This window comes from Mesorhizobium sp. LNHC252B00 (assembly GCF_000502955.1).
In the GTDB taxonomy this organism is placed as follows: Bacteria; Pseudomonadota; Alphaproteobacteria; order Rhizobiales; family Rhizobiaceae; genus Mesorhizobium.
The window spans coordinates 101,267-125,291 of record NZ_AYWO01000017.1; the positions used below are offsets into that span (position 1 = coordinate 101,267).

23 protein-coding genes, 1 tRNA gene and 3 pseudogenes are annotated in these 24,025 nt (G+C 63.3%); 13 read left to right on the plus strand and 14 right to left on the minus strand.

The window, feature by feature from the left end; genetic code table 11:
- Nucleotides 1-38: 38 nt before the first annotated feature.
- A complete protein-coding gene (locus tag X744_RS149865) occupies nt 39-428 on the plus strand; it encodes a hypothetical protein (protein WP_023760824.1) in 390 nt (129 codons plus the stop codon).
- Nucleotides 429-446: 18 nt separating this feature from the next.
- On the opposite strand, the pseudogene X744_RS01000000170015 reads toward X744_RS149865, so the two are convergent.
- A pseudogene (locus X744_RS01000000170015) lies at nt 447-1,818 on the minus strand (amidase).
- A gap of 113 nt (nt 1,819-1,931) precedes the next feature.
- On the opposite strand from X744_RS01000000170015, the gene X744_RS149860 reads away from it, so the two are divergent.
- Entirely contained in the window at nt 1,932-2,279 is a 348-nt protein-coding gene (locus X744_RS149860) for a GFA family protein (RefSeq protein WP_023760825.1), read from the plus strand.
- Nucleotides 2,280-2,406: 127 nt separating this feature from the next.
- On the opposite strand, the gene X744_RS1000000176035 is transcribed toward X744_RS149860, so the two are convergent.
- Nucleotides 2,407-2,529 (minus strand): hypothetical protein, encoded by a 123-nt coding sequence (locus X744_RS1000000176035; RefSeq protein ID WP_023760826.1) that lies wholly within the window; start codon nt 2,527-2,529, stop codon nt 2,407-2,409.
- Here X744_RS1000000176035 and X744_RS01000000170020 point away from each other — a divergent pair.
- Nucleotides 2,530-2,972: pseudogene (locus X744_RS01000000170020) on the plus strand (AraC family transcriptional regulator); the annotation flags it as partial.
- Nucleotides 2,973-3,002: 30 nt separating this feature from the next.
- On the opposite strand, the pseudogene X744_RS149855 reads toward X744_RS01000000170020, so the two are convergent.
- The 8 genes and pseudogenes from X744_RS149855 to X744_RS149825 all read right to left on the minus strand — a co-directional run.
- Nucleotides 3,003-3,503 (minus strand): annotated as a pseudogene (locus X744_RS149855) (ABC transporter ATP-binding protein); the annotation flags it as partial.
- A gap of 113 nt (nt 3,504-3,616) precedes the next feature.
- Nucleotides 3,617-4,057 carry a hypothetical protein gene (locus tag X744_RS149850; protein ID WP_023760829.1) on the minus strand — a complete coding sequence of 147 codons (441 nt, stop codon included), beginning with the start codon at nt 4,055-4,057 and terminating at the stop codon, nt 3,617-3,619.
- The gene (locus X744_RS149845; protein ID WP_023760830.1) at nt 4,054-5,142 is read right to left on the minus strand and encodes an ABC transporter ATP-binding protein; all 1,089 of its coding nucleotides are present in this window, start codon (nt 5,140-5,142) and stop codon (nt 4,054-4,056) included. Before X744_RS149845 ends, X744_RS149850 begins: the two co-directional genes overlap by 4 nt.
- 1 nt (nt 5,143) lies before the next feature.
- Nucleotides 5,144-6,082: a carbohydrate ABC transporter permease gene (locus tag X744_RS149840; protein WP_050589568.1), complete on the minus strand. Its 939-nt coding sequence runs from the start codon at nt 6,080-6,082 to the stop codon at nt 5,144-5,146.
- Nucleotides 6,083-6,085: 3 nt separating this feature from the next.
- Nucleotides 6,086-7,147, minus strand: coding sequence for a sugar ABC transporter permease (locus X744_RS0137620; protein WP_031260686.1), 1,062 nt, complete (start codon nt 7,145-7,147; stop codon nt 6,086-6,088).
- A 78-nt stretch (nt 7,148-7,225) separates the two neighbouring features.
- The gene (locus tag X744_RS149835; protein WP_023760833.1) at nt 7,226-8,659 is read right to left on the minus strand and encodes an ABC transporter substrate-binding protein; all 1,434 of its coding nucleotides are present in this window, start codon (nt 8,657-8,659) and stop codon (nt 7,226-7,228) included.
- Between the two features lie 47 nt (nt 8,660-8,706).
- Nucleotides 8,707-9,813, minus strand: a complete 1,107-nt coding sequence (locus X744_RS149830) for an ABC transporter ATP-binding protein (protein ID WP_050589569.1) — start codon at nt 9,811-9,813, stop codon at nt 8,707-8,709.
- Between the two features lie 302 nt (nt 9,814-10,115).
- A complete protein-coding gene (locus X744_RS149825; RefSeq protein ID WP_023760835.1) occupies nt 10,116-10,811 on the minus strand; it encodes a TetR/AcrR family transcriptional regulator in 696 nt (231 codons plus the stop codon).
- 83 nt (nt 10,812-10,894) lie between these two features.
- Between X744_RS149825 and X744_RS149820 the strand changes: the two genes are divergently transcribed.
- The 3 genes from X744_RS149820 to X744_RS149810 are packed head-to-tail and all read left to right on the plus strand — an operon-like array spanning nt 10,895 to nt 13,387.
- Nucleotides 10,895-12,091, plus strand: a complete 1,197-nt coding sequence (locus X744_RS149820) for a Tm-1-like ATP-binding domain-containing protein (RefSeq protein ID WP_023760836.1) — start codon at nt 10,895-10,897, stop codon at nt 12,089-12,091.
- Between the two features lie 10 nt (nt 12,092-12,101).
- On the plus strand, nt 12,102-12,974 hold the full coding sequence (locus tag X744_RS149815; RefSeq protein WP_023760837.1) for a phosphoenolpyruvate hydrolase family protein: 873 nt from the start codon (nt 12,102-12,104) through the stop codon (nt 12,972-12,974).
- Entirely contained in the window at nt 12,971-13,387 is a 417-nt protein-coding gene (locus tag X744_RS149810) for a cupin domain-containing protein (protein ID WP_023760838.1), read from the plus strand. The genes X744_RS149815 and X744_RS149810 overlap by 4 nt, the downstream gene beginning before the upstream one ends.
- A gap of 198 nt (nt 13,388-13,585) precedes the next feature.
- On the opposite strand, the gene X744_RS149805 is transcribed toward X744_RS149810, so the two are convergent.
- Nucleotides 13,586-14,776, minus strand: coding sequence for a Xaa-Pro peptidase family protein (locus X744_RS149805; protein ID WP_023760839.1), 1,191 nt, complete (start codon nt 14,774-14,776; stop codon nt 13,586-13,588).
- A gap of 374 nt (nt 14,777-15,150) precedes the next feature.
- Between X744_RS149805 and X744_RS149800 the strand changes: the two genes are divergently transcribed.
- From X744_RS149800 to X744_RS149775, 6 genes are all read left to right on the plus strand, one after another.
- Nucleotides 15,151-16,761, plus strand: coding sequence for an ABC transporter substrate-binding protein (locus X744_RS149800; RefSeq protein ID WP_023760840.1), 1,611 nt, complete (start codon nt 15,151-15,153; stop codon nt 16,759-16,761).
- Nucleotides 16,762-17,043: 282 nt separating this feature from the next.
- Entirely contained in the window at nt 17,044-18,030 is a 987-nt protein-coding gene (locus X744_RS149795; RefSeq protein WP_023760841.1) for an ABC transporter permease, read from the plus strand.
- A complete protein-coding gene (locus X744_RS149790) occupies nt 18,027-18,857 on the plus strand; it encodes an ABC transporter permease (protein ID WP_023760842.1) in 831 nt (276 codons plus the stop codon). Before X744_RS149795 ends, X744_RS149790 begins: the two co-directional genes overlap by 4 nt.
- Nucleotides 18,854-19,873 carry an ATP-binding cassette domain-containing protein gene (locus X744_RS149785; RefSeq protein WP_031260688.1) on the plus strand — a complete coding sequence of 340 codons (1,020 nt, stop codon included), beginning with the start codon at nt 18,854-18,856 and terminating at the stop codon, nt 19,871-19,873. The genes X744_RS149790 and X744_RS149785 overlap by 4 nt, the downstream gene beginning before the upstream one ends.
- Nucleotides 19,870-20,658 carry an ATP-binding cassette domain-containing protein gene (locus X744_RS149780; RefSeq protein ID WP_023760844.1) on the plus strand — a complete coding sequence of 263 codons (789 nt, stop codon included), beginning with the start codon at nt 19,870-19,872 and terminating at the stop codon, nt 20,656-20,658. The genes X744_RS149785 and X744_RS149780 overlap by 4 nt, the downstream gene beginning before the upstream one ends.
- Nucleotides 20,655-21,161: an L-2-amino-thiazoline-4-carboxylic acid hydrolase gene (locus X744_RS149775; RefSeq protein ID WP_023760845.1), complete on the plus strand. Its 507-nt coding sequence runs from the start codon at nt 20,655-20,657 to the stop codon at nt 21,159-21,161. The genes X744_RS149780 and X744_RS149775 overlap by 4 nt, the downstream gene beginning before the upstream one ends.
- Nucleotides 21,162-21,435: 274 nt before the next feature.
- Here X744_RS149775 and X744_RS149770 read toward each other — a convergent pair whose 3' ends face one another.
- Complete coding sequence (locus X744_RS149770; protein ID WP_023760846.1) at nt 21,436-22,047, minus strand: NAD(P)-dependent oxidoreductase; 612 nt, start codon at nt 22,045-22,047, stop codon at nt 21,436-21,438.
- A 35-nt stretch (nt 22,048-22,082) separates the two neighbouring features.
- Nucleotides 22,083-22,721: a DsbA family protein gene (locus X744_RS149765; RefSeq protein WP_023760847.1), complete on the minus strand. Its 639-nt coding sequence runs from the start codon at nt 22,719-22,721 to the stop codon at nt 22,083-22,085.
- 125 nt (nt 22,722-22,846) lie between these two features.
- Between X744_RS149765 and X744_RS149760 the strand changes: the two genes are divergently transcribed.
- Nucleotides 22,847-23,764 carry a LysR family transcriptional regulator gene (locus tag X744_RS149760; protein WP_023760848.1) on the plus strand — a complete coding sequence of 306 codons (918 nt, stop codon included), beginning with the start codon at nt 22,847-22,849 and terminating at the stop codon, nt 23,762-23,764.
- Between the two features lie 130 nt (nt 23,765-23,894).
- On the opposite strand, the gene X744_RS149755 is transcribed toward X744_RS149760, so the two are convergent.
- Nucleotides 23,895-23,971: transfer RNA gene (locus X744_RS149755), tRNA-Met, on the minus strand.
- Nucleotides 23,972-24,025 lie beyond the last annotated feature (54 nt).

The window sequence follows — 24,025 nt, forward strand, 5'->3', positions numbered from 1 at the left end:
TCGCGGTTTCGCCCCAATTCTCGGAGACGCTGAGAACTATGTTCGGCCTTCGCCTCAAATGTCTGACCGTTGCCGCGTCTTCACTCTGCGTCTTGCCGTCATTTGCGGAGGCCCAGAGCAGCTACGTCTATTGCGATAACGGGCTGCGCTGCTTCAAGGCGCCGTGCCCATCGAGCAGCGCGCTTGACCTTGGCACCGGCACGATCGTCAAGGGCGTGGCGATCGACCCCAGCGGATTGCCGCAGGCCGACAAGGCGATAACGGATCTCTCCGACGCGCTTTATGCCGGAAAGATCGTCGTCAGGGGATCGATCGAGCAACGCACCCAGACCGTCACCGGCAAGGAATACACCCTCCCCTGGCTGGTCGCGACCCGCATCGTACGGACCGCCAAGGATAGTGAACGCAAGCACTGTTCGTCGCACTGATCGTCGGTCCAGCTCCGGTCACGAGCCAAGCAGCGACTCAATTTCAGCAGCAATCCGCAACAGACGCCGGTCATGGCCGCTGCGCGCCGCAAGCATCAATCCGGCAGGCAGCGCCGTGCGCGGCATAGGCAGCGAGATCGCGCAGAGGTCGAACTGGTTGGCGACCTGTGTGTTGCGCAGCAGCAGGCCTTCGATGCGGTCGCGCAGTTCGGCATCTCCGGCCATCGAAGCGATGGTCGGCGCCATCACAGGTGTGGTCGGCAAGACCAGCACATCGAGCGATGCCAGCCGCTCATCCATGGCGGCGGCGAGCGCTGCACGACGGCGTATCGCCCTGATATAGACAGGCGTCGGCAGCATTGCTGCCCGTGACAGAGGCCCGCTGACGTGCGGGTCGACAGGCACCGACGCTCCCGTCGCCAACCAGTCGGCATGCACTTCGGCACCCTCCATCGCTGCGATCGAACCGCGCTTGGTGGCCGCGCGCATCTCTCCAAGCAGATCGTCGATCGGCAGGTCTGCGACCTGCGTGCCTGCCTGCTCGATCTTGCCAAGGTAGTGGTCAAACGCGGTCGTCACCTCGCCTTCCGTCTCTTCGAAAAGAATGCCGCGCGGGATGCCAATACGAAGCCCCCTAAGAGCAATCTGCGCCAGCGCGGTCGGTATCTCGCCGGCCATCACGGCGTCGGCAGCGGCACACTGAGCGACGGTTCTGGCAAGCGGCCCGATCGAGTCCAACGTGGCGGACAACGGGAAGGCACCGGTCAGCGGCACACGCCGCGCCGTCGGCTTGAAGCCGACCACGCCATTGAGCGATGCCGGAATGCGTACCGAACCACCGGTGTCGGAACCGATCGATATCTCGCTCGTCGCCTCACCGACGGAAACGCCGGCGCCCGAGGAGGATCCGCCGGGTATGCGGCTGGCGTCAACGGCATTGCCGGGCGTGCCAAAATGCTGGTTGTCACCGATCGCGGTGAACGCGAATTCGGTCATGTTGGTCTTGCCGATTATGACAGCGCCGGCCTGCCGCAGCCGGCTGACGATCGCGGCGTCGAGCAGTGCAGGCGCGGCGGTCTTGCGCATCAGCGAACCGGCCGTGGTCGCTTCGCCGGCGACATCGAACAGATCCTTGATCGAGACAATGGTGCCGTCGANGCATCAGCGAACCGGCCGTGGTCGCTTCGCCGGCGACATCGAACAGATCCTTGATCGAGACAATGGTGCCGTCGAGCGGTCCGAGCTTCACCCCCGCCCGCTTGCGGGCATCGCTGGCGTCAGCCGCCGCTCGTGCGACTTCCGCATAAACCTTGGTGAACACGCGCTCTTCACCGGCACGGGCGGCAAGGCGCGCGAGGATGATTTCCAGATGATCCCGGACTGATTGCATTTCGGTGTCGGACTCCAGACGCCTCGAACGTCCTTAGTGCAGCGGCATGGCTTGCCGAGACTTAACCCGGCGCGGACGGTTTTGCACCCCTGCCGAACGGAAGGAAGACACCGATGCTCTATAAGGGTAGCTGTCACTGCGGAAAGGTCACGCTTGAATTCAAGGCCAAACTGACCGGGGCCGTGCGGTGCAATTGCTCGATATGCGCGCGCAAAGGCGCCCTCTTGTGCGCCATCCCGCACGAAACCTTGCAGGTGCTGGCTTGGGGCGACGATCTCGGCACCTACACATTCGGCAACCATGCCATCGCGCACCGCTTCTGTCGCACTTGCGGCATCCATCCCTTTGCAGAGGATGTCCGTGAAGACGGTGACCGCAATGCCTACGTCAACATCAACTGCGTCGCAAATCTCGATCCCTCTACCCTGTCGATATTCGACTTCGACGGGCGCGCTGTCTGAACCCGCCGCCGGCGCCTTGTGTCAACGGCAGCTTTGCCGCCGCCATCAGAACGGCAGCGGCTCGAAACCGTGATGGTTATCGGGCCGATGCGCGGCGTCGGGGAGGCTTGGTCCTGGCAATAGGAAGCTATTCGGCGCGTTTCGGACCGCGCAGGAACACCACGACGGCCGCCAGCAGTGTCGCCGCGCCGCAATAGGCGAAGGCAGTGGCCACGCCGGCATGGTCGACCAGCAGGCCGCCAAAGAGCACGTCGGCTCCGGCGGCATCCTGGCGCGGCTGGCCGACGTGCTTGCCGCCACGGTGATCCGCTCATGGGTCGAACGCGGCTGCCGTGATGGATCGCCGCAGTCAGGGACCGCGAAATCGGCCGCGTGCTGGCCGCCATCCATCTCGAGCCGAACCACGGCTGGACGGTTGAGTCCCTGGCCCGGATGATGGGCGCCTCGCGATCGGGATTTGCCGAGCGCTTCGCCACCGTCGTTGGAGGAACGCCGGCAAAATATGTCACCCAGGTCAGGCTGCATCAGGCGAGACAATGGCTGATCCGCGACCGGATGAAAATCTCCGTCGTTGCCGGGCGTCTCGGTTACGAATCGGATGCCGCCTTCAGCCGCGCCTTCAAACGCGTCATCGGCTCGGCGCCCGGCCACCTTCGCGCCGAGGAACAGACTGCTATCCGCCAGGCCGGCTGAGCTGCCTCCAACACCCGCTCCAGCTGGAGTTCACACAGCGTGCCGCAAGCTGACGCCGCTGCCCTTATCGAACAGCACCACCTTGTCCGGGTTCCAGGCGAAACGCACCGATTGCTCGATCGCAACATCGGTCCTGGCCGGCGGCGAGCCAACGAAGCTCGCCACATAGGTATCGCGCGGATTGTTGTAGATCTCGTGCGGCGTACCCGTCTGCACGATGCGGCCATGGTTGAGCACGCCGACCTTGTCGCCCATCGACATCGCCTCGATCTGGTCATGGGTGACGAACAGGAACGTGGCGCCGAGCTGCATCTGCAGGTTCTTCAGTTCCGTGCGCAGCGCCTCGCGCAGCTTGGCGTCAAGCGCCGACAGCGGCTCGTCCATCAAGAACACGCGTGGCTTGCGCACGATGGCGCGGCCGATCGATACGCGCTGCATCTCACCGCCTGACAGCTTGTCGGTCTTGCGGTCGAGCAGATGCTCAATCCGCAGCGTTCGGGCGGCACGGTCGACGCGATCCTTGATCTCGGCGTCAGGTCCTCCGGTCAAGCCGGAGGATGACGGCGTGAGAGTTGAGAGGGCGACGCACACCGACCGGCGCGGACCGGCGCAAACGCGACCTGCCGGATAGCGTCAGCTGCTGATCATCTCGTAGTCTTGTTGAGAACCGTGACGATCGCCGCGAGAATCACTGTCGCGGCGGCAACTTCCCACACGAAAACCTGCTTGTAGAACGGCGGCGTGGCGAGCTGCGCCTTGCCGCCGATCGTATTGGGGTCCGGCGGCTTGAGGAAGAAGGCGCCGTAGAGATGGGCTACCGTCATCGAAACCAGCAGCACAATGCAGAAGATCATCGCCACCACCAGCGCAACCTTCACTACGCTGCGTGGCTTGACGCCTGGCTCGGCCAACGGCAGCAGGTTGTTGACGAGTCCGGCGAGCACCACGAGACCGCTGCCGACCGCGTACAGCCCGATAGAAAAAGGCTGGAAGATCAGCACCAGCGCCAGGACACCGAGGCCGATAATGAAGACCTCGAGGCGAAACGCGCCGGCGGGGCTGATGCCGGAAGAACTGTCGCTCATGACCGCACCGCCCTTCCGGCATCATCGAAGACGTGGGTTTGCCTGGGATCGGGGCGCAGGTTCAGAGCCTCGCCGATCTTGACCCGCTGGCTGCGTGGCACCACGACGCGGATGTCGCCGCCCATGGCCGTGCGGGCATGAATAAGGGTTTCGGCGCCCATGGGCTCGATGAGTTCGGCCTGGGCGGCGATGGTGCCGCGGTCTGCCGCGTCGGTTGCGGTGAAGGCACGGGGGCGGATGCCGATCGTTACCTTTCCGGGCCGCAGGTGCTCGACGGCCGCGTCGGTGGTGATCGCCAGGGTATTGCCGGCGACGGTCATGTCGGCCATGCCATCGGCGAACGTCTTGAGGTCGGCCTCCAGAAGATTCATCTGCGGCGTACCGATGAAGCTCGCCACAAAAACATTGGCGGGCTTGGCGAACACTTCGTGCGGTGAGCCCACTTGCTCGATCAGGCCGTCCCTCATGATGGCGATGCGGTCGGCCATGGTCAGGGCTTCGAGCTGGTCGTGGGTGACGATCACGGTCGCTTTGGATAGGCCTTGCAGCACCTCCTTGATCTGGCCACGCATGGTCTGGCGGAGCTCGACATCAAGACGCGACAACGGCTCATCGAAGAGGAAGCAATTGGGATCGCGGACGATGGCGCGGGCCATGGCGACGCGCTGCTTTTCACCTTCGGATATCTGGCTGGGCAGCCTGTCGAGGACTTGCTCCAGGTGCAGGATCGCCGCGACGCGGTTGACGCGGGCAGTGCGGGCAGCCGCGGAAATGCCGTCATGGTAGAGCGGGAAGGCGATGTTCTCTCCGACCGACGCCGACGGGTAGAGGGCGTAAAATTGGAACACCATTGCGATGTCGCGCTTTTCGGGCGGCAGGTTGTTCATCACCCTGCCGGCGAGGACGACCTCGCCGCCTGAGACGCTTTCGAGCCCGGCGATCACGCGCAGGGTAGTCGTCTTGCCACAGCCGGACGGGCCGAGAAGGCAGACGACCTCGCCGGCAGCCACCGACAGGTCGACGTCCCTGACCGCCGTGAAGGAGCCGAAGCGCTTGGTGACTTTACGGAGTTCGATGGTTGACATGTCAGCGCTTCACCGTGCCGAAGGTGACGCCGCGCAACAGATGGTCTTGCAGGAAGAAGGTGACCAGGAACACGGGAATGAGAAACAGGGTTTCAATGGCGGCAAGCAAGGTCCAATCGGTGCCGCGTCCGCCCGAAGACACGGCCTGGTTCATGGCAACCGGGACCGTCCGCGTGTCGGGTCCCGACAGCAACAGGGCGAACAGGAACTCGTTCCAGGTGAGGATCAGGCCAAACACAAACGTCGCGGCGAGGCCGGCGATGACCTGGGGAAGGGCAATCTTGAAGAACACCCGGATTCCAGAGGATCCGTCGATGCGGGCCGCATCCTCGACGTCGGGCGACAATTCGTCAAAGAAGCTTTTCATCATCCAGATGGTGAAGGCAAGATTGAAGGCGGTGTAGAGCATGATGATGCCGAAATATGAACCCGACAGGCCCACCACGCGGAACATCAGGATCACGGGAATGATCACCACGATCGCCGGCAGCATGCGCGTGGTCAGGATGATGAACAGGTAGGTGTCGTTGCCTTTCAGCGGATAGCGCGAGAAGCCGAAGGCCGCGAGGGTGCCGATGGCGAGGGCGAGCAGCACCGACACCGACGCGATGAAGATCGAATTGAAGAAGTAACGATCGAACCCCGTCGCTTCGGGGGCGCCGCCCGGGGTCATCGAGCGCGAGAACACGGACCCGAAATTTTCGAGCGTCGGCGTGAAGACAAAATGGTCTGGAATCAAACCGAACAGCGAGGTGGGCGATAGCGTCGGCGGGACGAGGAGCGCGTCGCCCTGCGGTTTGAAGGCGGTGAATATGATGAACAGCACCGGCAGAAAATAGATAAAGGCGACGACGGCCACGCCGAGCGTCCGCCCCCAGCCGGCTTTGTCCACACCGCTCGCCCTACGCAGGCCGAGCTTTCCCCATATCGATTCGGCCACAGGTCAGGCTCCCAGCGTGCGGCGGTTGGCGAGGTAAAGGTAGAGGTTGGTGAGAACAATCACCATGAAAAGCATCAGATAGGAGATCGCCGCGCCCTCGCTCGTCTTGTTCTGCTCGTTGGCGATGCGGATCAGGTGATAGGAAATCGTCAGCGTGTCGTTGCCCCCCTTGGTGAGCAGGATGACCAGATCCGCCAGCTTGAAGGCCTCGATCGTGCGGAACAGCAGGGCCAGCATAAGAAGGCCGCGGATGTAGGGGAAGGTGATCATCCAGAACTGCCGCCATCGCGACACACGGTCGATGGCGGCCGCCTCATAGAGGTATTTCGGCACCGATACGAGGCCCGCCAGGACAAGGAGCATGACGAAGGGCGACCACATCCACGCGTCGGCGAAAACGATTCCCGTCACCGCACCGACCTTGGTGCTCATCAGGATGAACTGGTCGCCGGCGATCGAATTGATGACGTAGCTGAGGATGCCGAAGGTCGGGTCGTAGTAGTAGGTGAAGAACACGCCGGAGGCGACAACCGAAAGCATCATCGGCGTCAGCACCAGGATCAACAGATACTTGCGCAGCGGGAATTGCTTGGAGAACAGGATGGCCAGCAAAAAGCCGACGATCATCTGCGCGGAGACGGTGAACACCACGAACATCGCGGTATTGATCAGCGCGCTCCAGGTCGCGTTGGCGGCGAGATCGTTGGTGAGAATCCGGGCGTAATTTCCGAGGCCGATAAATCGGATCGTCTGCTGGTTGGCCTGATAGGCGAAGAACGAAAGGCCCAGCGACCACAGCAGGGGGAAGATATTCATCACGAACAGAACGGCGATCGCCGGGGCAACCAGCAGGGCGCCGAAGTAGTGGCGCCGATACGCGTTGACGGTAAATGCGGCCGCGACCAACGTCGCCGTCACGCCCACCACCCAGAAGGATAGTGCCGCCGGCAAGACCGCGATCGATATGGCCGAGACGACGACGGCGACGGCGATGGCGAGTTTCCAGTTGTGAGCAACAACCGCGGTGAACAGTGGTGCCGGCAGGGAGTGTGAAGCAGCGGTCATGGGAGTCCGGAATGTGGAGCGTCTGACGTTACAGTGACGGGGAGCGGCTTTGCCGCTCCCCGCAGATTTGTTGGAGAGTTACTGGATCAGGCCGGCGTTCTTCAGGAGGTCCTCCTGGAACTTGGCGACATTATTCATGGTGGTCTTGGCGTCTTGCTTGCCGGTGATGGCAAGATCGTACTGGTCCTGCTGCTGGGTGAGCATCTCGAAGAACTGCGGCACGTGCCACATATCCTTCTGCCAGTCGAGCGAGTTTGCCCAGGCGCGGTTCCACGGACGGTAGGTCACGTATTTTGGATCGGTGTACACGGAGGTGATAGCCGACTGACCGCCAGCCGCGGCGAACTGGTGCTGGATCTCGGGCGAGAGCCACCACTTGACGAAGCCGACCGCTTCCTTGATCTGCGCGTCCGTTGTCCAGGTGGTCAGCACGAAAGGCTGTCCGCCGATCTGTGACGTACGATTGATCTTGCCGTCGGCGCCGCGCAGGCCCGGCGCCATTCCGAACACCAACTTGTCGGCAACCTTCGAGGTCTTGGGATCGAGCGAGGCTTCGCCGAGGCCGATCCAGTCGACGTTCATGGCGACCTTGCCCTCACGGAACAACTGGTCGGAGACGAAGATGTCCATGGTGCCAGTCTTGACCACCGGGGGCATCCACTTGAGCATGCTCATGAAATGGTCCATGCCCTCGATGGACTTCGCCGAGTTCACGACGCCTTCGGCATGTCCCGTCGGTGCCTTCGTTTCATCCCAGATGCCGCCGCCATGCTGCCAGACAAACGAGTGGACCGAGCTCGTCGAGAAGTCATAGCCTTTGCCGGCCTGATAGGCGATGCCGTAGAAATCGTCATCCAGCACCTGGCCGGCGAGCTTGTCGCCCTTCTTGCGCTGGAAGAATTCGCCAACATGCGCGAACGTGTTCCAGTCCATGTTGTCGAGTTCTTCGCCGGTGCAGGGCAGCTTCTCATTGTACTTCGCCTTGAAGGCGGCCTGCTCGCCTTCGTCGCAGATCACGTCCTTGCGGGCGTAGGTGACCAGCACGTCCGGGAACTGCGGGAAACCATAGTAGTTCGGCGTCGAGTTCGGATAGGTTGAATAGGCATTCACAATCGCCGGATGCATAGAGTCCATTGTGGCCTTCAGTTCCGGGTCGGCGTCGATCAGATCATTGATCTTGCGGAAATAGCCCCCCTCAATAAACGCTCCAAGCCACTGAGAATCCGACACAGCGAAATTGTACTTCTGTTCACCAGATGTAAGAGACGCATTGACACGGGTATAGAAATCCGGCCACGGAATGAAGTCGATATCAAGCGTCACCTTGTTGCCGGAAGCTGGCTTGTATTGCTCGTCGAAGAACTTCTTCATGATGCGCATTGGCGGCCAATCGGGACCGACCATCGTCAGTTTCACCTCGTCGGCAGAGGCATAGGTCACGCCCCCCACCAGTAGCGTGGCAGCGAAGCTGGCGGCTGTCGCTAGCCCTTTCACTTTCGTCATCGCGGTCATTCGGGTTTCCTCCCTTTGGTAAACCGGATTACTTCTCGCCGTTCGCGTCAGGTCATTGCCTGGCCGCTCGCGGCGTCGAAGACGTGGATTTTCCTGCTGTCGATGGCGATTGATGCCGAATCGCCAGTCCTGATGCTGGCGGCGGTCGCTTCCGGCAGCACCATGCGCAACATTTCGCCGCCCGCCTCGACCGAGACGATGGTGATGTCGCCGAGCGGCTCGAGCAGATGCACCTTCGAGGCGACCGCAGCTTCGCCCTTGGCGGCGAGCCGGATGTCGCTCGGGCGAATGCCGATCAGCACCGCCTCGCCGGCATTGGCGGTCTTGCATGGCGCCGCCGGAACCAGAGTGCCGAGCGGCGTGTCGAAAGATTTGGCGTCGGCCCGCACCGAAGCCTTGAACAGATTCATATGCGGCGAGCCGATCTTGCTGGCGACATAGGCATGGACGGGCCGCTCGTAGAGTTCGTCCGGCGTACCGATCTGGACGATGCTGCCGTCGCGCATCACCGCGATCTCCTCGCCCATCGACAGCGCCTCTAGCTCATCGGGCGTGGCATAGATCACGGTCATGCCGAACTGGCGGTGCAGCCGCTTCAGCTCGGCGCGCGTCTCGTGGCGAAGCTTGGCATCGAGGTTGGTGAGCGGCTCGTCAAGGAGGAGAATCTTCGGCCGGCGGATGAGCGAGCGGCCGAGCGCGACGCGCTGCTGCTCGCCGCCGGACAGGGTCGCCGGCTTGGCCCTCAGCCGGTGCGTCAGCTTGAGGATCTCGGCGGTCTCATTCACCCGCTTGTCGATCTCGCCGCGCGCGGTTTTTTCCTCGCGCAGCGGATAGGCGAAATTGTCGTAGACGTTGAGGTGCGGATAGAGCGCAAAGGACTGGAATACCATCGAGATGCCGCGGCCCATGATCGGCGCGCGGGTCACGTCCTTGCCGCCGATCTCGACAGTCCCGCTGTCGGGCGGCACCAGACCCGCAATCGTGCGCAACGTCGTCGTTTTGCCGACCGAACTCGGCCCGAAAAGGACGAAGAAGCGGCCTTCGTCGACGGCGAAGCTCAGGTCGTGGACGGCCCGCACGGATCCATAGGTCTTGCTAACCCTGTCGAGGCGGAGCGCAATGCCGTTGCCGGCACCAGGCGACGCCTGCGTCACGATGCGCCACCTCGTGCGGACGGAACACGCGCCATCCGTATGATCCTCCTCGCCCTGCCGAAATCGACTGCGGCTGTCATTCCTGATCCGCCCTTTCTTCTTCATCTGGTATTACCAATTCCCGACGCCCGTCAAGCGCTTTTCTTGAGCGTAGCCGCCAATCGGAATCTTCCATCTTCTCGCCTATCCCTATATTTTTCCTTCTTTTTCGTTTCAACAGGCTCGGAAAGCTTGTACCTACATTTGGATCCAACAGAAATATCGAATCGTCGGAAAATAAATCTGGTCGAACCAGATTTACGCTATCCCACCGACAAGACCTGTACTTTAATGCCGTCGCTGCCTTCCGACTCCGCGACCGCCGCACGCACCAGCGCGCCGGCCGCCCATTGCGCGACCGACATCGTCCGGCGACTGTCCAACCCCCAGATATCCTTGAGCACGATCAGCACCTCGACGCCGAAGATCAGCGACAGCGCCTGCGCCAGCCGCTTGAATTCGCGCGGCGGCAAACGGCCCTTGAGCGGTGCGATCGCCTGTTTCAGCAAGTCGATGCGGTGACCACGCGTGAAAGCCGGCTCGCCGTCCAGCGTGCCGGCCTGACGCCGCGCCCACTGATCGAGCGACAGCTTCAGCGCTGCCTTGAACGTCGCCTCGAAGGCCTCGATGCGCGGCATGGCCGTGTCGAACAGATCGGCGACCCGGCGCTCCGCATCCGCGGAGGTCGATTGCCAGGTGAGGATTGGCCCTAGCCCCTCGTCGACTACCGCTTGCACCAGTGCTGCCTGGCTCGGGAAATACCGGTAGGCGGTGGCACGGGAAACCTGTGCCGCCTCGGCGACTTCGCTGACCGAGGGCGTGACGCCCGCCTGCATCAGCCTCGTCGCCGTCTCCAGCATCAGTCGTTTCGTGCGCGCGCGCGGCCCGCGCTCTATCGCCTGGCCGTTTCCCGGCTCAGTGCTGTCGCTCGCTGTGGATTGTTGACGTGAGACATCCATATCAATACGATACGCGCGTCTCAAAAATTTGCAATGGCCTTCGCTTGCCGGAAGGTCGGGCAAGCAGCCGGCGGGGAAACGCGATGAAGCGCATCTATGTGGTGGGCACCGCCGACACCAAAGGTGAGGAACTCGCCTTCCTGGCCGATGCGATCGCCGCCACCGGTGCCGCGGTGTCCCGCGTCGATGTCGGAACACGCGAAGCAACAGTTCCCGTCGACATCACCGCAAAGGAAATTGCCGGCCATCATCCCGACGGCCGTGACGCCGTGCTCGGCGGCAATGACCGTGGCGCCGCGGTCGCCGCGATGGGCATCGCCTTTGCCCGCTTTGCCCAATCGCGAAACGATATCGCCGCCATGATCGGCATTGGCGGTGGCGGCGGCACCTCGATCATCACGTCGGGCATGCGTGCCCTGCCGCTCGGCCTGCCCAAAATCATGGTTTCGACGCTCGCCTCCGGCGATACCGCGCCTTACGTCGACGTTTCCGACATCATCATGATGCCTGCGGTGACCGACATGGCCGGACTGAACCGGCTGTCCCGCGTCATCCTGCACAATGCCGCCCAGGCGATATCGGGCATGGCGGCAACGCCGGCGCCACCGCCCGACGGCAAGCCGTCGATCGGCCTCACCATGTTCGGCGTCACCACGCCTTGCGTAACCGCGATCGCCGACCAACTCCGTTCGGCCTATGACTGCATGGTCTTCCACGCCACCGGCACTGGCGGCCGCAGCATGGAGAAGCTGGCCGACAGTGGCCTGCTGTCCGGCGTCATCGATATCACCACGACCGAGGTCTGCGATCTCTTGTTCGGCGGTGTTTTACCGGCGACGGAGGATCGTTTCGGAGCGATCGCCCGCACCAGGCTGCCTTATGTCGGTTCGGTCGGCGCGCTCGACATGGTGAACTTCTGGGCTCCTTCGACCATTCCGGAGCACTATCACGGTCGGCTGTTCTACGAACACAATCCTAACGTCACGCTGATGCGCACCACGGCGCAGGAATGCCGCGCGATCGGCGAATGGATCGGCGGCAGGCTCGCCCGCAGCGAGGGGCCGGTGCATTTCCTCATCCCTGAAAAGGGCGTCTCGGCGCTCGACATCGAAGGCGGGGCCTTCTTTGATCCGGAAGCCGACGCCGTGCTGTTCGAAGCCATCGAGCGCACCATCAAGCCAAATGGCACCCGGCGCGTGAAGCGCCTTCCACTCCACATTAACGACCCGGAATTCGCCGTGGCCGCGGTCGCAGCTTTTCTCGACATCGCCAGACAGTGAGATTCAAGACATGCCCGCCATACCGCGCAAGGACATACTGAAGAGATTCAGGGGAATGATCGACAAGGGCGTGCCGATCGTCGGCGGCGGCGCCGGCACCGGCCTGTCGGCCAAGGCCGAGGAGGCTGGCGGCATCGATCTCATCATCATCTACAATTCCGGCCGCTACCGGATGGCCGGCCGCGGCTCGGCCGCTGGCCTGCTCGCCTATGGCAATGCCAATGAGATCGTCAAGGAAATGGCCTACGAGGTTTTGCCTGTGGTCAAGAAGACGCCGGTGCTGGCCGGCGTCAACGGCACCGATCCCTTCGTCATCATGCCGCTGCTCTTGGCCGAGCTGAAGACCATGGGCTTTTCCGGCGTGCAGAACTTTCCCACCATCGGCCTGTTCGACGGCCAGATGCGGCAAAGCTTCGAGCAAACCGGCATGGGCTTCGGGCTCGAGGTCGACATGATCGCCGAGGCGCGCAAGCTCGATCTGTTGACCACGCCCTATGTCTTCAATCCCGACGAGGCCCGCGCCATGACAAAGGCCGGAGCCGACATCGTCGTCGCCCACATGGGCGTGACCACAGGCGGCTCGATCGGCGCCACATCGGCCAAGTCGCTTGATGATTGCGTGCTCGAGATCGACGCCATCGCCAACGCCGCGCGTTCGGTGCGCAAGGATGTCATCCTGCTTTGCCATGGCGGCCCGATCTCGATGCCGGACGACGCCCGCTACATCCTCGACCGCTGCAAGGGCCTGCACGGTTTCTATGGCGCAAGCTCGATGGAACGGCTGCCGGCGGAAGCCGCGATCGCAAGACAGACGGCGGATTTCAAGGCCGTGACGCTTGGCGGCGACGGGAATACGAAGAAAAAAGAAGGGGTGATGAGATGACCGACAAGAGCAAGATGTTTGTCTACCCGAAGGACGTCAGCGCCTTCGGCTTCGACTGGGGAAAATTGTCGTTGACGGTGGCGCCCGAGGTGAATGGCGCAACGCGCTTTTCCGGCGGCGTCGTCGACCTGCCGTCCGGCAAGGGCCACACGCGCCACAATCATCCGGGCGCCGAGGAAATCATCTTCGTCATATCAGGCCATGGTGAGCAGATGGTCGAGGACGAGAAGGGCAATCCGGTGGTCGAGAAAGTCAGCCCCGGCTGCACCATCTATGTGCCGGAAAGCCGCTTTCATTCGACGCTCAATACCGGTGACGGGCCGATGCAGCTTTTTGTCGTCTACTCGCCGGCCGGCCCGGAACTGGTTCTGCGCGAACTGCCGGATTTCAGGCTGATTCCGGCGGGGCAGTGATCTTTCTTCCGTTCCCGCGTTTGCTGGGAGGCCGCCCTCATCCGGCCGCTTCGCGGCCACCTTCTCCCCGAGGGGAGAAGAGACGAGCATCATCGCCGGCTCCCTCCTCTCCCCTCGGGGAGAGGTCGGATTGCCCCGAATTGCACTTCGCAATTCGGGTGGCAATCCGGGTGAGGGGGCAGCGCCCTTCAATAGCAGCTAGGCGGTCGCGCCCCTGTTCCACCCCCTGCCCCGATCCCCGAACATCACGTAACCAGCATCCGTCACCGCCAACGTGTCCTCCAGCTTGATGAAGCCGCGCGTCGGATGGAGCATCGTCGTCTCGACCGACAGCACCATGTTCTTCTCCAGCGGCTTGGACGCATAGGTGCCCTCATAGGTCACCGGGTGGTTGGTCATCACGAACGGCGCCTCATGCGTGATCAGGCCCATGCCATGGGCGAAGAAATCCGTGTAGGCCGCGACCTTCGAGGCCTTCAGGACGCCTTCGGCATGCGAAATCATGTCGCCGCCCAGCGTGCCCGCTCTGACCTTTGAGAAGGCCGCCTGCTGTACCGCCTCGACCTCGGCCAGCAGATCCTCGAGCTCGGCATCCGGTTCGCCCAGAATGCCCATGCGGCAGAGGTCGCCGATATAGCCGTGATAATTGCCGCCGGAATCGATCGACAGCACCTCGCCTTTGTTCCACGCTTGCGGCGAGGCGGCGCGATTGTGGCTGGAGCCCAGTGTCAGCAGGCAATATTCGAAATGCGCGCCGCGATTGGTCTCCTCGCGCCGCAGCTGCTCGATCATCTCGCTCTTGGTCGTGCCTTCGCGCGCCCACGCGATCGTCGCCAGCATGGAATCGGTGATCAGTTCGGAGGCCGTGCGCAGCTTCTCCAACTCGGCATCGGTCTTGATAGCGCGCATGCGCTCGAGCATGTCGGTCGCATCGATCAGCTTGGCGTCCGGCAGCGCCTTGCGGATCAGTGTATAGGCGTCCGACGGCAGGAAGCCCGGCTCGATGCCGATGCGAGCGCCGGCCTTACCGATCTTCTGCAGATGTTCGACAGCGAGGTTGGCGGCGTCGAGCGTGCCCCAGCAGGCGGCGTGCAATGTCGGCGTCCAGAACGGGTTGTTCTGGTGCTCGCCACTCTCCATGCGGTTGCCGATATAGGCGGCATGGTCCGGCCCGCCCTTTTCGTACACGACGATCGGCAGATAACGACTGTGGCCTATCGCGTCCATGGCGGCGAAGAAGATGAATTTGTAGCCGCCCAGCAGATACTGCGTGTTGTGCTTGGAGGTGGCGAGCAGCACATCAATGCCGGCCTCCTCCATCAGCCGGTCGACCCGCGCCTGGTCGAACGGGACAGTGCCGACGGCATTCTTGCCCGGAGCAATGTTCATCTCTCTCTCCCTGAATTGCCCGGGATCGCCGGCTGTTCCGCTCCCGATCCCATGGCCCTGCATCAAATCTGCACCATTCCGCCCACTCTGGTCCAGCCAGAAATGGCAAAAACAGCACCGTTCGATGTCACCGTACCACCATTGGTCGCATATCAGATCATTCTGGTCTTACCAGATGGAGCGAATTGAGCCCCTTCCACCAAACTGGTCCAGCGGATGAAAATTTCAAAGCCAAGCGAGGATGCGCCAATTCCGTCTCTGGCGAAACCCTCGGCAAGGCCCATAATCGCCGCCGCAAGGATGCCGGCGGACTTGCCGGGTCTGAGGGGTTGTTGGCGCACCCGGTCGGGTCGCGGAGAGGACGGAGTTCGATCATGTCAGATTTCACGATTTCGAGACGCACGATGCTTGCCGGTTCGGCAATGCTGCTGGCCTCCACCGCCATGCCGATATCAGGCTGGGCGCAGACACCGAAGAAGGGCGGCCGGCTGGTGCTTGCCGCCGATTCCGAGCCGCGCAACCTCAACCCGGCGATCGTCGCCTCCAACGGCGTCTTCTTCATCTCCAGCAAGATCGTCGAAACGCTGGCCGAGGCCTCCTTCGACGGCAAGGACGGGCTTGCTCCTCGGCTGGCGCTGAGCTGGGAAGGGTCTGCCGACGGGCTCTCGGCGACGTTCAAACTGCGCGACGGGGTCAAATGGCATGACGGCAAGCCGTTCACCTCGGCCGACGTCGCCTTCTCGGCGCTGCAGATCTGGAAGCCGCTGCAGAACCTCGGCCGTACCGTGTTCAAGGATCTGGCCAGCGTCGACACCCCGGACGATCTCACCGCCGTGTTCAAATTCGCCAAGCCGACACCGTTCCAGCTGATCCGCAACGCGCTGCCGGCGTTGAGCAGCGTTGTGCCGAAGCACATCTACGAGATCGGCAAGATCGAGGACAACCCGGCCAACAACGCGCCGATCGGCACCGGGCCGTTCAAATTCGGCGAGTACAAGGCCGGCCAGTACTATCGGTTGACGAAGAACACCGATTACTGGGGCAAGGATGAGCCCTATCTCGACGAGATCATCTATCAGGTGCTGCCGGATCGCACATCCGCGGCGAGCGCGCTCGAGGCTGGAGAGATCCAGCTCGCAGCGTTTTCCGCCGTGCCGCTGGCCGATCTCGACCGCATCTCCAAGGTGCCGGGCCTGAAGGTGATCTCCAAGGGCTATGAGGGGCTCACCTATCAGCTCGTCGTCGAGATCAACCATCGCCGCAAGGAATTGGCCGACGTGAAAGTACGGCAGGCGATCGCGCATGCCATCGACAAGGATTTCGTCGTCAAGACGGTGTTCCTCGGCTATGCCGCCGCCGCCACCGGCCCGGTGCCGAAGAACGATCCGCAGTTCTACACCGCCGACGTGCCCACCTATGCCTTCGACGTCGCCAAGGCCAACGCGCTGCTCGACGAGGCCGGCTACAAGAAAGGCGCCGACGGCAACCGCTTCTCGCTGAAGCTTTTGCCCGCGCCCTATTTCAACGAGACCAAGCAGTTCGGCGACTATCTGCGCCAGGCGCTCGCCGCCATCGGCATCGACGCGGAGCTGGTCAACAACGACTTGGCCGCCCACATCAAGGCCGTCTACACCGATCATGCCTTCGACCTCGCCGTCGGCCCGCCGGTGTTCCGTGGCGACCCGGCGATCTCCACGACCATCCTGGTGCAGAGCGGTATTCCCGATGGCGTGCCGTTCTCCAACCAGGGCGGCTACAAGAACGACGCGCTCGATGCCCTCATCGCCAAGGCATCCGAGACGCTCGACACCACTGCCCGCACCGACCTCTACAAGGAGTTCCAGAAAGAGGTGGCCGCCGACCTGCCGCTGATCAACGTCGCCGAATGGAGTTTTATCAGCGTCGCCCGCGACACCGTTGGGAATATTGCCAACAACCCGCGTTGGGCGGTGTCGAACTGGGCGGACACTTATCTGGAATCGTGACACATTTGCGCGGATGAGAGTTCGCGAGGAAATCGGTGTCGAGACATGGCCTAAGGCCGCGTTCCTTCACACCCCCCTCTGTCCTGCCGGACATCTCCCCCGCAAGGGGGGAGATCAGCAGCGTCACCAACCGCACCCCCCTTTCCGCGTCACCGCATCGGAGATTGGCGGAAGCAGCAACGACATCCAATCTCCCCCCTTGCGGGGGAGATGTCCGGCAGGACAGAGGGGGGTGCCCAGACACCACACCTCTAACGGCCAGGCCGGCGTTAAGTCTTTACCATGAACCGCGCCCTCACCCTCCTCCGCCGTCGCCTTATCGGCAGCATCTTCGTGCTGCTGATCGTCGTCGTCGGCACCTTCCTGCTGCTCGAAGCAGCCCCCGGCGACGCGGTCGATGCCTATATCGTGTCGACCGGCGGCGACGCCGGCATGATCGAGCTGTTGCGCCATCGCTGGGGCCTCGACCAGTCGGAGCTGACGCGGCTCGCCAACTATCTCTGGGCGCTGCTGCATCTCGATCTCGGCCAGTCGGTGACGTTCTCCCGACCGATCCGCGACGTGATCCTGGAGCGCCTGCCCAACACCTTGCTGCTGATGGTCAGCGCCACCGCACTTTCCTTCGGGCTGGGCTCGGCACTCGGCATCTATGCCGGCGCGAGGCCAGGCAGTTTCCGCGATCGCTTCCTGTCGATCGGCTCGCTGGCGCTCTATGCCGTACCGGGTTTCTGGCTCGGCCTGGTGCTGAGTGTCGTCTTTGCCGTCGACCTGCGCTGGCTGCCGATCGGCGGCATCGAAACCCTGGCCTCGGACAAGACGGGGCTCGACCGTGCAGCCGACATCGCTATCCATCTCGTCTTGCCGGTTTCTGCCCTCGGCTTCATCTATCTGGCGCTTTATCTGCGTATGATGCGCGCCGGCATGGCCGAGGTCTGGCGGCAGGATTTCGTCTTGGCCGCCCGCGCCAAGGGGCTATCCCGCCGGCGCATCGTTCTCGCCCACGTCGCCCGCAACGCACTACTGCCGCTGGTCACTATGCTCGGCCTGCAATCGGCGCAGATGCTCGGCGGCAGCGTCGTCATCGAGAGCGTCTTTTCCGTGCCCGGCCTCGGCCGGCTGGCGCAAGAGGCGGTCGCCTCCCGCGACACGCCGCTTCTGCTCGGCATTATCCTCACCAGCGCCGTCCTGGTCATCGTCATCAACCTCCTCGTCGACATCGCCTATGCCTTCCTCGATCCGCGCGTCGGCGCGAGCGAGGCCCGCGCATGAGCCCGCTCCGCCGCTTTCTGCGCGCGCCTGAGGCGGTTGCTGGTGCGATCCTCCTCGCGGCGCTGATTGCTATGGCGCTGTCGGCGTCGCTGCTGTTCCCTGGCGATCCGCAGGCCATCGCCGGCCCGGCGCTGCTGCCGCCGTTCCAGGACTGGTCGTTGCCGCTCGGCACCGACCGGCTCGGCCGCAACGTGCTGGCCGAGCTCTTTCACGGCGCCCGCACATCGCTGGCCGTCGGGCTCGCTGCAGCGGCGGCCGCACTTGTCGTCGGCGCGGTGATCGGCACGCTGGCCGGCTTTGCCGGCGGCCTCGTCGACGAGGTGCTGATGCGCATCACCGACGCCTTCCAGACCGTGCCGAGTTTCCTGCTGGCGCTGGCCTTCGTCAGCGTCGTCGGGCCTTCCCTCGGCGTCGTCGTGATTGCCATCGCGCTCGGCACCTGGACCGGACCGTCCAGAGTTGCCCGCGCGGAAGTCCTCTCCATTCGTGAACGCGACTACGTCGCCGGAGCGAGGGTAATCGGCATGCACCCTATGGCGATCGCCTTTCGCGAGGTGTTGCCCAATGCCTTGCCTCCGGTGCTGGCGATGTCGTCGGTGATCGTCGCCGCCGCCATCCTCACCGAAGCGGCCTTGTCCTTCCTCGGTCTCGGCGACCCCAACCGGGTCACCTGGGGCGGCATGATATCGGAAGGCCGCACTGTTTTGCGCACCGCGCCCTTCCTGTCGATCGTCCCAGGCATAGCATTGGTTCTGACCGTGCTCGGCGTCTATCTCGCCGGTGAAGGCATCGTCGAGACGACAGCAGTCAGGAGAGGCCTTTCGTGACCGCCCTGGCTACGGTCCGCGACCTCACGGTGACCTACCGCCGAGACGGCAGCGAGGTGGCGGCGCTGAAGAGTATCAGCCTCGACATCGCCGCTGGCGAACGCCTCGCCATCATCGGCGAAAGCGGCTCCGGCAAGAGCACGCTGGCGCTGGCCATTGCGGGGCTGTTGCCGGCAAGCGCCAGTATTGGAGGCCGCATCGATTGGTTTTTGCCATCGTCGCAATCCGCTGGTGCCAAGGCACCCCCCTCTGTCCTGCCGGACATCTCCCCCTCAAGGGGGGAGATTGGCAGTTCCACTGTCGGTTCCTCCCCTACTGCCAGCGTAGTTGGCGAAAGCAGAGATAAGGGCACAATCTCCCCCCTTGAGGGGGAGATGTCCGGCAGGACAGAGGGGGGCCTCGTAGAGCGCGAAGTCCGAAAGTCTCCCTTCAAACAGAGCTACATACCCCTCCCCGGTCGCGACATCGGCTTCGTCTTCCAGGACCCCTCCGCCAGCCTCGACCCTGTTATGACCATCGGCAAACAAATCGCCGAAGTCGCGCGCACCCATCTCGGCCTCACATGGCTACAGGCCTACGCGAAGGCAAGACACCTGCTCGAACGCGTCCGCCTGCCGGACCCGGACTCAGCCTTGCAAGCCTTCCCGCATCAGCTTTCGGGTGGCCAGAAGCAGCGTGTCGCGATCGCCGCCGCCATTGCGGCCGGACCGAAATTGCTGATCGCCGACGAGGCGACCAGCGCGCTCGACACCATCGTACAGGCGGAGATCGTCGCTTTGATCCGGCGCCTGGTGGCCGAGGACGGCATGACGCTGCTGTTCATCAGCCATGACATCGCGCTCGCGGCCGAGCTTGCGGAGCGCATCGCCGTTTTCCGGCATGGCCGGTTGGTCGAGCTTGGCACGACGGCGCAGATTATCAATGCACCTAGCCAAGCCTACACGCGCGCGCTGCTCGACGCCCATATCGGGCTCGACGCCAAGCCATTGCTGAACCGAGCCGAGCTCCAGACATGAGCCTGCTGACGGTGTCCAACCTCACCAAACGCTACCGTCGCGACAAAAAGGCCATCGCTGCCATCGACGATGTCTCCTTTCACATCGACCCCGGCGAGACGCTGGCGCTGGCCGGGCCTTCCGGCAGCGGCAAGTCGACCATCGCGCGGCTGGTGCTGCGGCTGATCGAGCCGGACGCTGGCCGCATCGACTTCGAAGGCAATGATTTCCTGGCTTTGAGCGGGGCTGCGCTGAGAGCGCGTCGCGCACGCCTGCAGATGGTATTCCAGGATCCGCTGGCAGCCTTCAACCCGCGCGCCACGGTGGCGCGTGTGCTCGATGATCCCTTGCGCATCCACGGCATCGCCTCACGCTCCGAACGCCCGCGCCGCGTTGCCGAATTGCTGGAGCGTGTCGGGCTGACCGCCGACCTCGCCACACGCGCCATCCATGAGATCTCCGGTGGCCAACGGCAGCGCGTAGCCATTGCGCGCGCGATCGCGACGAAGCCGTCGCTGATCGTGCTCGACGAGGCGGTCTCGGCGCTCGACGTTTCGGTGCGCGGACAGATCCTCGATCTTTTGCTGGACCTGCAACGGCAGGAACGGATTGCCTATCTCTTCATTTCACATGATCTCGGCGTCATCAGAGCGATCGCCCACCGCGTCGTCCTTCTCGACGCCGGCCAGGTTGCCGAGAGCGGCGATGCCCGAACCGTCATCGACGCGCCGCAATCGGCCATCGGCAAGGCGCTGGTGGCCGCGGTGCCAAGACTCAACCGTATCATTCGACAGGACCCGACATGACCGATCCCGAAGCCAGAGCCGAGAAACTGTCGCGCGAACTCGATTCCGCTTTTCGCAACCGAGCCGATCTCTACCGGCTGTTGCTCGAGGAACTGAGTGGAGAACTGGGCGCCGACAAAGCCGAAGCGATCATGATCCGCGCCATCGAACAACGCGGCAAGGAAGTGGCGGCAGCCGCCTTCGCCGGCTTCGGCCCCAATGACGCGCGCGCGATCGGCGAAGCCTTCCTGGCCGTCAGTCCAGACGGCGGCCGCATGTATCCGACCGATGTCGAACGCAGCGACGACCGCATCGCCTTCAAGGTGAAACGCTGCCCGCTGAAGGATGCCTGGGTCGAAGCCGGAGTTGGTGACCAAAGGCTTGCCACGCTCTGTCGCATAGCCGGCGCCTTCGACCGCGGCCTGTTCGAGGCGACCGGCGTTCGTTTTGACAATGTCACCTGGACACCGGGCCACGGCTCCGGCTGCTGTCATATCGCGCTGACAGACAGGGATGCCGGATAGCTCAGTAGGCCCGCTACACCGACAGCCGGCCGGCTTCGATTTCGACGACGGCCAAGCCGGCCAAGGAGGTCGATCCGTCCTATCAGGAATGACTGCGCAAGCGCGAACCCGACCTGATCAGTGGGGAACGCGCTTTGTCGAACGCCGCCGCGAGGAACCGAGATAGGACGGTCTTGTCATACGGAAAGTTACCGGCGCGTCGGGGTGCGCGAAGCGCTGACGCGGCTGGCGTCGGCCAGCCTCGACTGAGACTCGGCCGCCGCTACCCGTTCGATCAATAGCCGACGGTGAAGCGCTGCCTGATATGGGCCGGCTTCTCGATCTCGTCGACCACGGCGATGGCATAGTCCTCGAACGAAATACTGCTGCCCTTGTCGGAGGCGAGAAGCGTGTCCTTGCCGAGGCGGAATGTGCCGGTACGCTCGCCCGGGACAAACATGGCGGACGGGGACAGGAACGTCCAATCGAGGTCGCCGACCGTCTTCAATCTGTCCAAGAAGTCGGCGCCCTTCTGCGCTTCGGCCTTGTAGATCGCCGGGAATTCGGGGGTATCGACCAGCCGCTTGCCGGGCGCGACTTCGAGACTGCCGGCGCCGCCGACGATGAGATAGCGCTTCACTCCGGAGGCACGCACCGCCGCAATCAGCGTGTCGGCATCACTGTCGAGAAAATGCACCGAACTGATCACCACATCATGGCCGCGGATCAGGTCAGCGAGACCTTCCTTATCGAAGACATCGCCCTTCCTGGCGATCACGCCTGGGAGTGCGGCGATCTTTTCCGGGTTGCGCGCAATACCGGTGACGGTGTGGCCGCGATCGGAGAGTTCTTTGAGAAGGAGCGAACCGACTGCGCCGGATGCACCAATGAGAGCGACTTTTGCCATGTCTTTTCAGTTTCCTTGTTGAGGTTTTCTGGGGATCAGGCCGCCGCGATATGGGCGACGAGATTGTCGAAGCTGCCGAACAGTGCGTTCGAACCGATGAGCCGGGGCGCATCGTTGCGGATGACCACGAGGGAAGGCACGCCATCGGCATGCAGGCGCTGGAACAGCGAGCGGCCTCGGCCGACCAGCTCGCGGTGGGCCGTCAGCAATGTTTCGGTCGGCGCCTTGAGCATCTCAGCGGCGTCCGCCATTCCGGCGGCGGCGAGCACTTCGGCCACACCGCTGGTCGTCACGACATCGCTGCCGTCGACATAGCGCGCCCGCTGGATCGTCTTCAGCGCGGCAAGCCGGCGGCTGGGATTCTCCAGGCCGGCGGCGCTGATGCCGAGCGCGGCGGCATGAGAGTCCAGCAGCGTGCCGCTGATATCGAGGACATTGTGCCGATAGGCCTGCGTGAACGATTGCCCGGTCAGGCGCTCGATGCGCTGGTCGTTCGCCCAGGCATGGGCGGCAAAACCTTCATCCATCGGACGCGCGCCGGCGCCAGAGAACAGGCCGGTCGGCAGCAGCTCGACGCGCACGCCGCTGGCAGACAATCTGTCCAGCATCGGGGTGGCGCCATAGCACCAACCGCAAAGCGGATCGAACAGATAGGTCACTTCTGAATTGCTCATGATCGCCATCCTCGGTCCGGCTGCGGGCGAATGCCCCTTGGCTCACATGTGGCAGACGAAGGTCTTGCGAAAAATAGCGCTCAATAATACAAACTGTCTGATCCAATCATACAAAGACTGCCGCCTTGGCCGAACTTCTGAACCTCAATCGGCTCGCCTACTTCACCACGGTGATGGAAACCGGTTCGTTCACCGCGGCGGCCAACCGACTTGGCGTCGCCAAGGCCGTGGTCAGCCACCAGATCGGCAAGCTCGAGGAGGAATTGGGCGCAACGCTGCTGCAGCGCACGACACGGCGTGTCACGCCGACCGAAGAAGGCCGCCTGTTCTATGACCGCGCGATGATTATCCTGAGGGAAGCAGAGGCGGCCTATGGCGAAATCTCGCAAGGGGCGATCGAACCGAGCGGAACGCTGAGGCTGACCGCGCCGCTCGACTACGGCGCCAAAATGGTGGCCCCGGTCATGGCGGCCTATCTCAGGGCCTTTCCGCATATGCGCGTCGATGCGATCTTCGACGACGCGGTGAGCAATCTGGTGGACGAGCAGATCGATCTCGGCATTCGCGTCGGCTGGCTTGCCGATTCCTCGAACCAGGCGCGGCGACTGGGCACAATACGGCAGACCGTGGTGGCAAGCCCTGGTTTCGCAGCGCGCATGCCGCCCGATGTGACGCCGCGCCAGTCAAGATCGCTGGCCTGGGTCGGCAACGCCCAGTTGCGCGGCATCGGCCAATGGCTGTTTTCCAGGGATGCTGAAACGGTGCTGACCGAACTCAATCCGATCATCATGTGCGACAAGAGCCCCGCTGCCCTGGCTTGCGTGCTGGCCGGCATCGGGCTTGGCATATTTCCGGATTACAGCGTCAACGACGATATCGCCGAGGGGCGGCTGGTGCCGGTGTTTGCCGACTGGAGCTTACCGACAGGCGGCATCCACGCCGTCTTTCCACCGGCCCGGTTCCGGCCCGCCAAGGTGCGCGCCTTCGTCGATCTTCTCGCGGCGGCCGAGAGAAAGCGATCACGCGGCGTCGCCATGGCGTGAGGCCTTTAGTGGCCTCTTGCAGGATATTCAGGGGAGCACGTCAACGGGCTTTTGATGTCGAGGTGCCATGGCCTGCGCGGCTTCAAAACGCAAACGGCCCGCGTTGAGCGGGCCGTTTGCGTTTGAAGTTTGGTTGCGGGGACAGGATTTGAACCTGTGACCTTCAGGTTATGAGCCTGACGAGCTACCGGGCTGCTCCACCCCGCGTCACCTCCAGGGCAAGCTCTTGCTTGCTCCGGACTCTCCAGGGCAAGCTCTTGC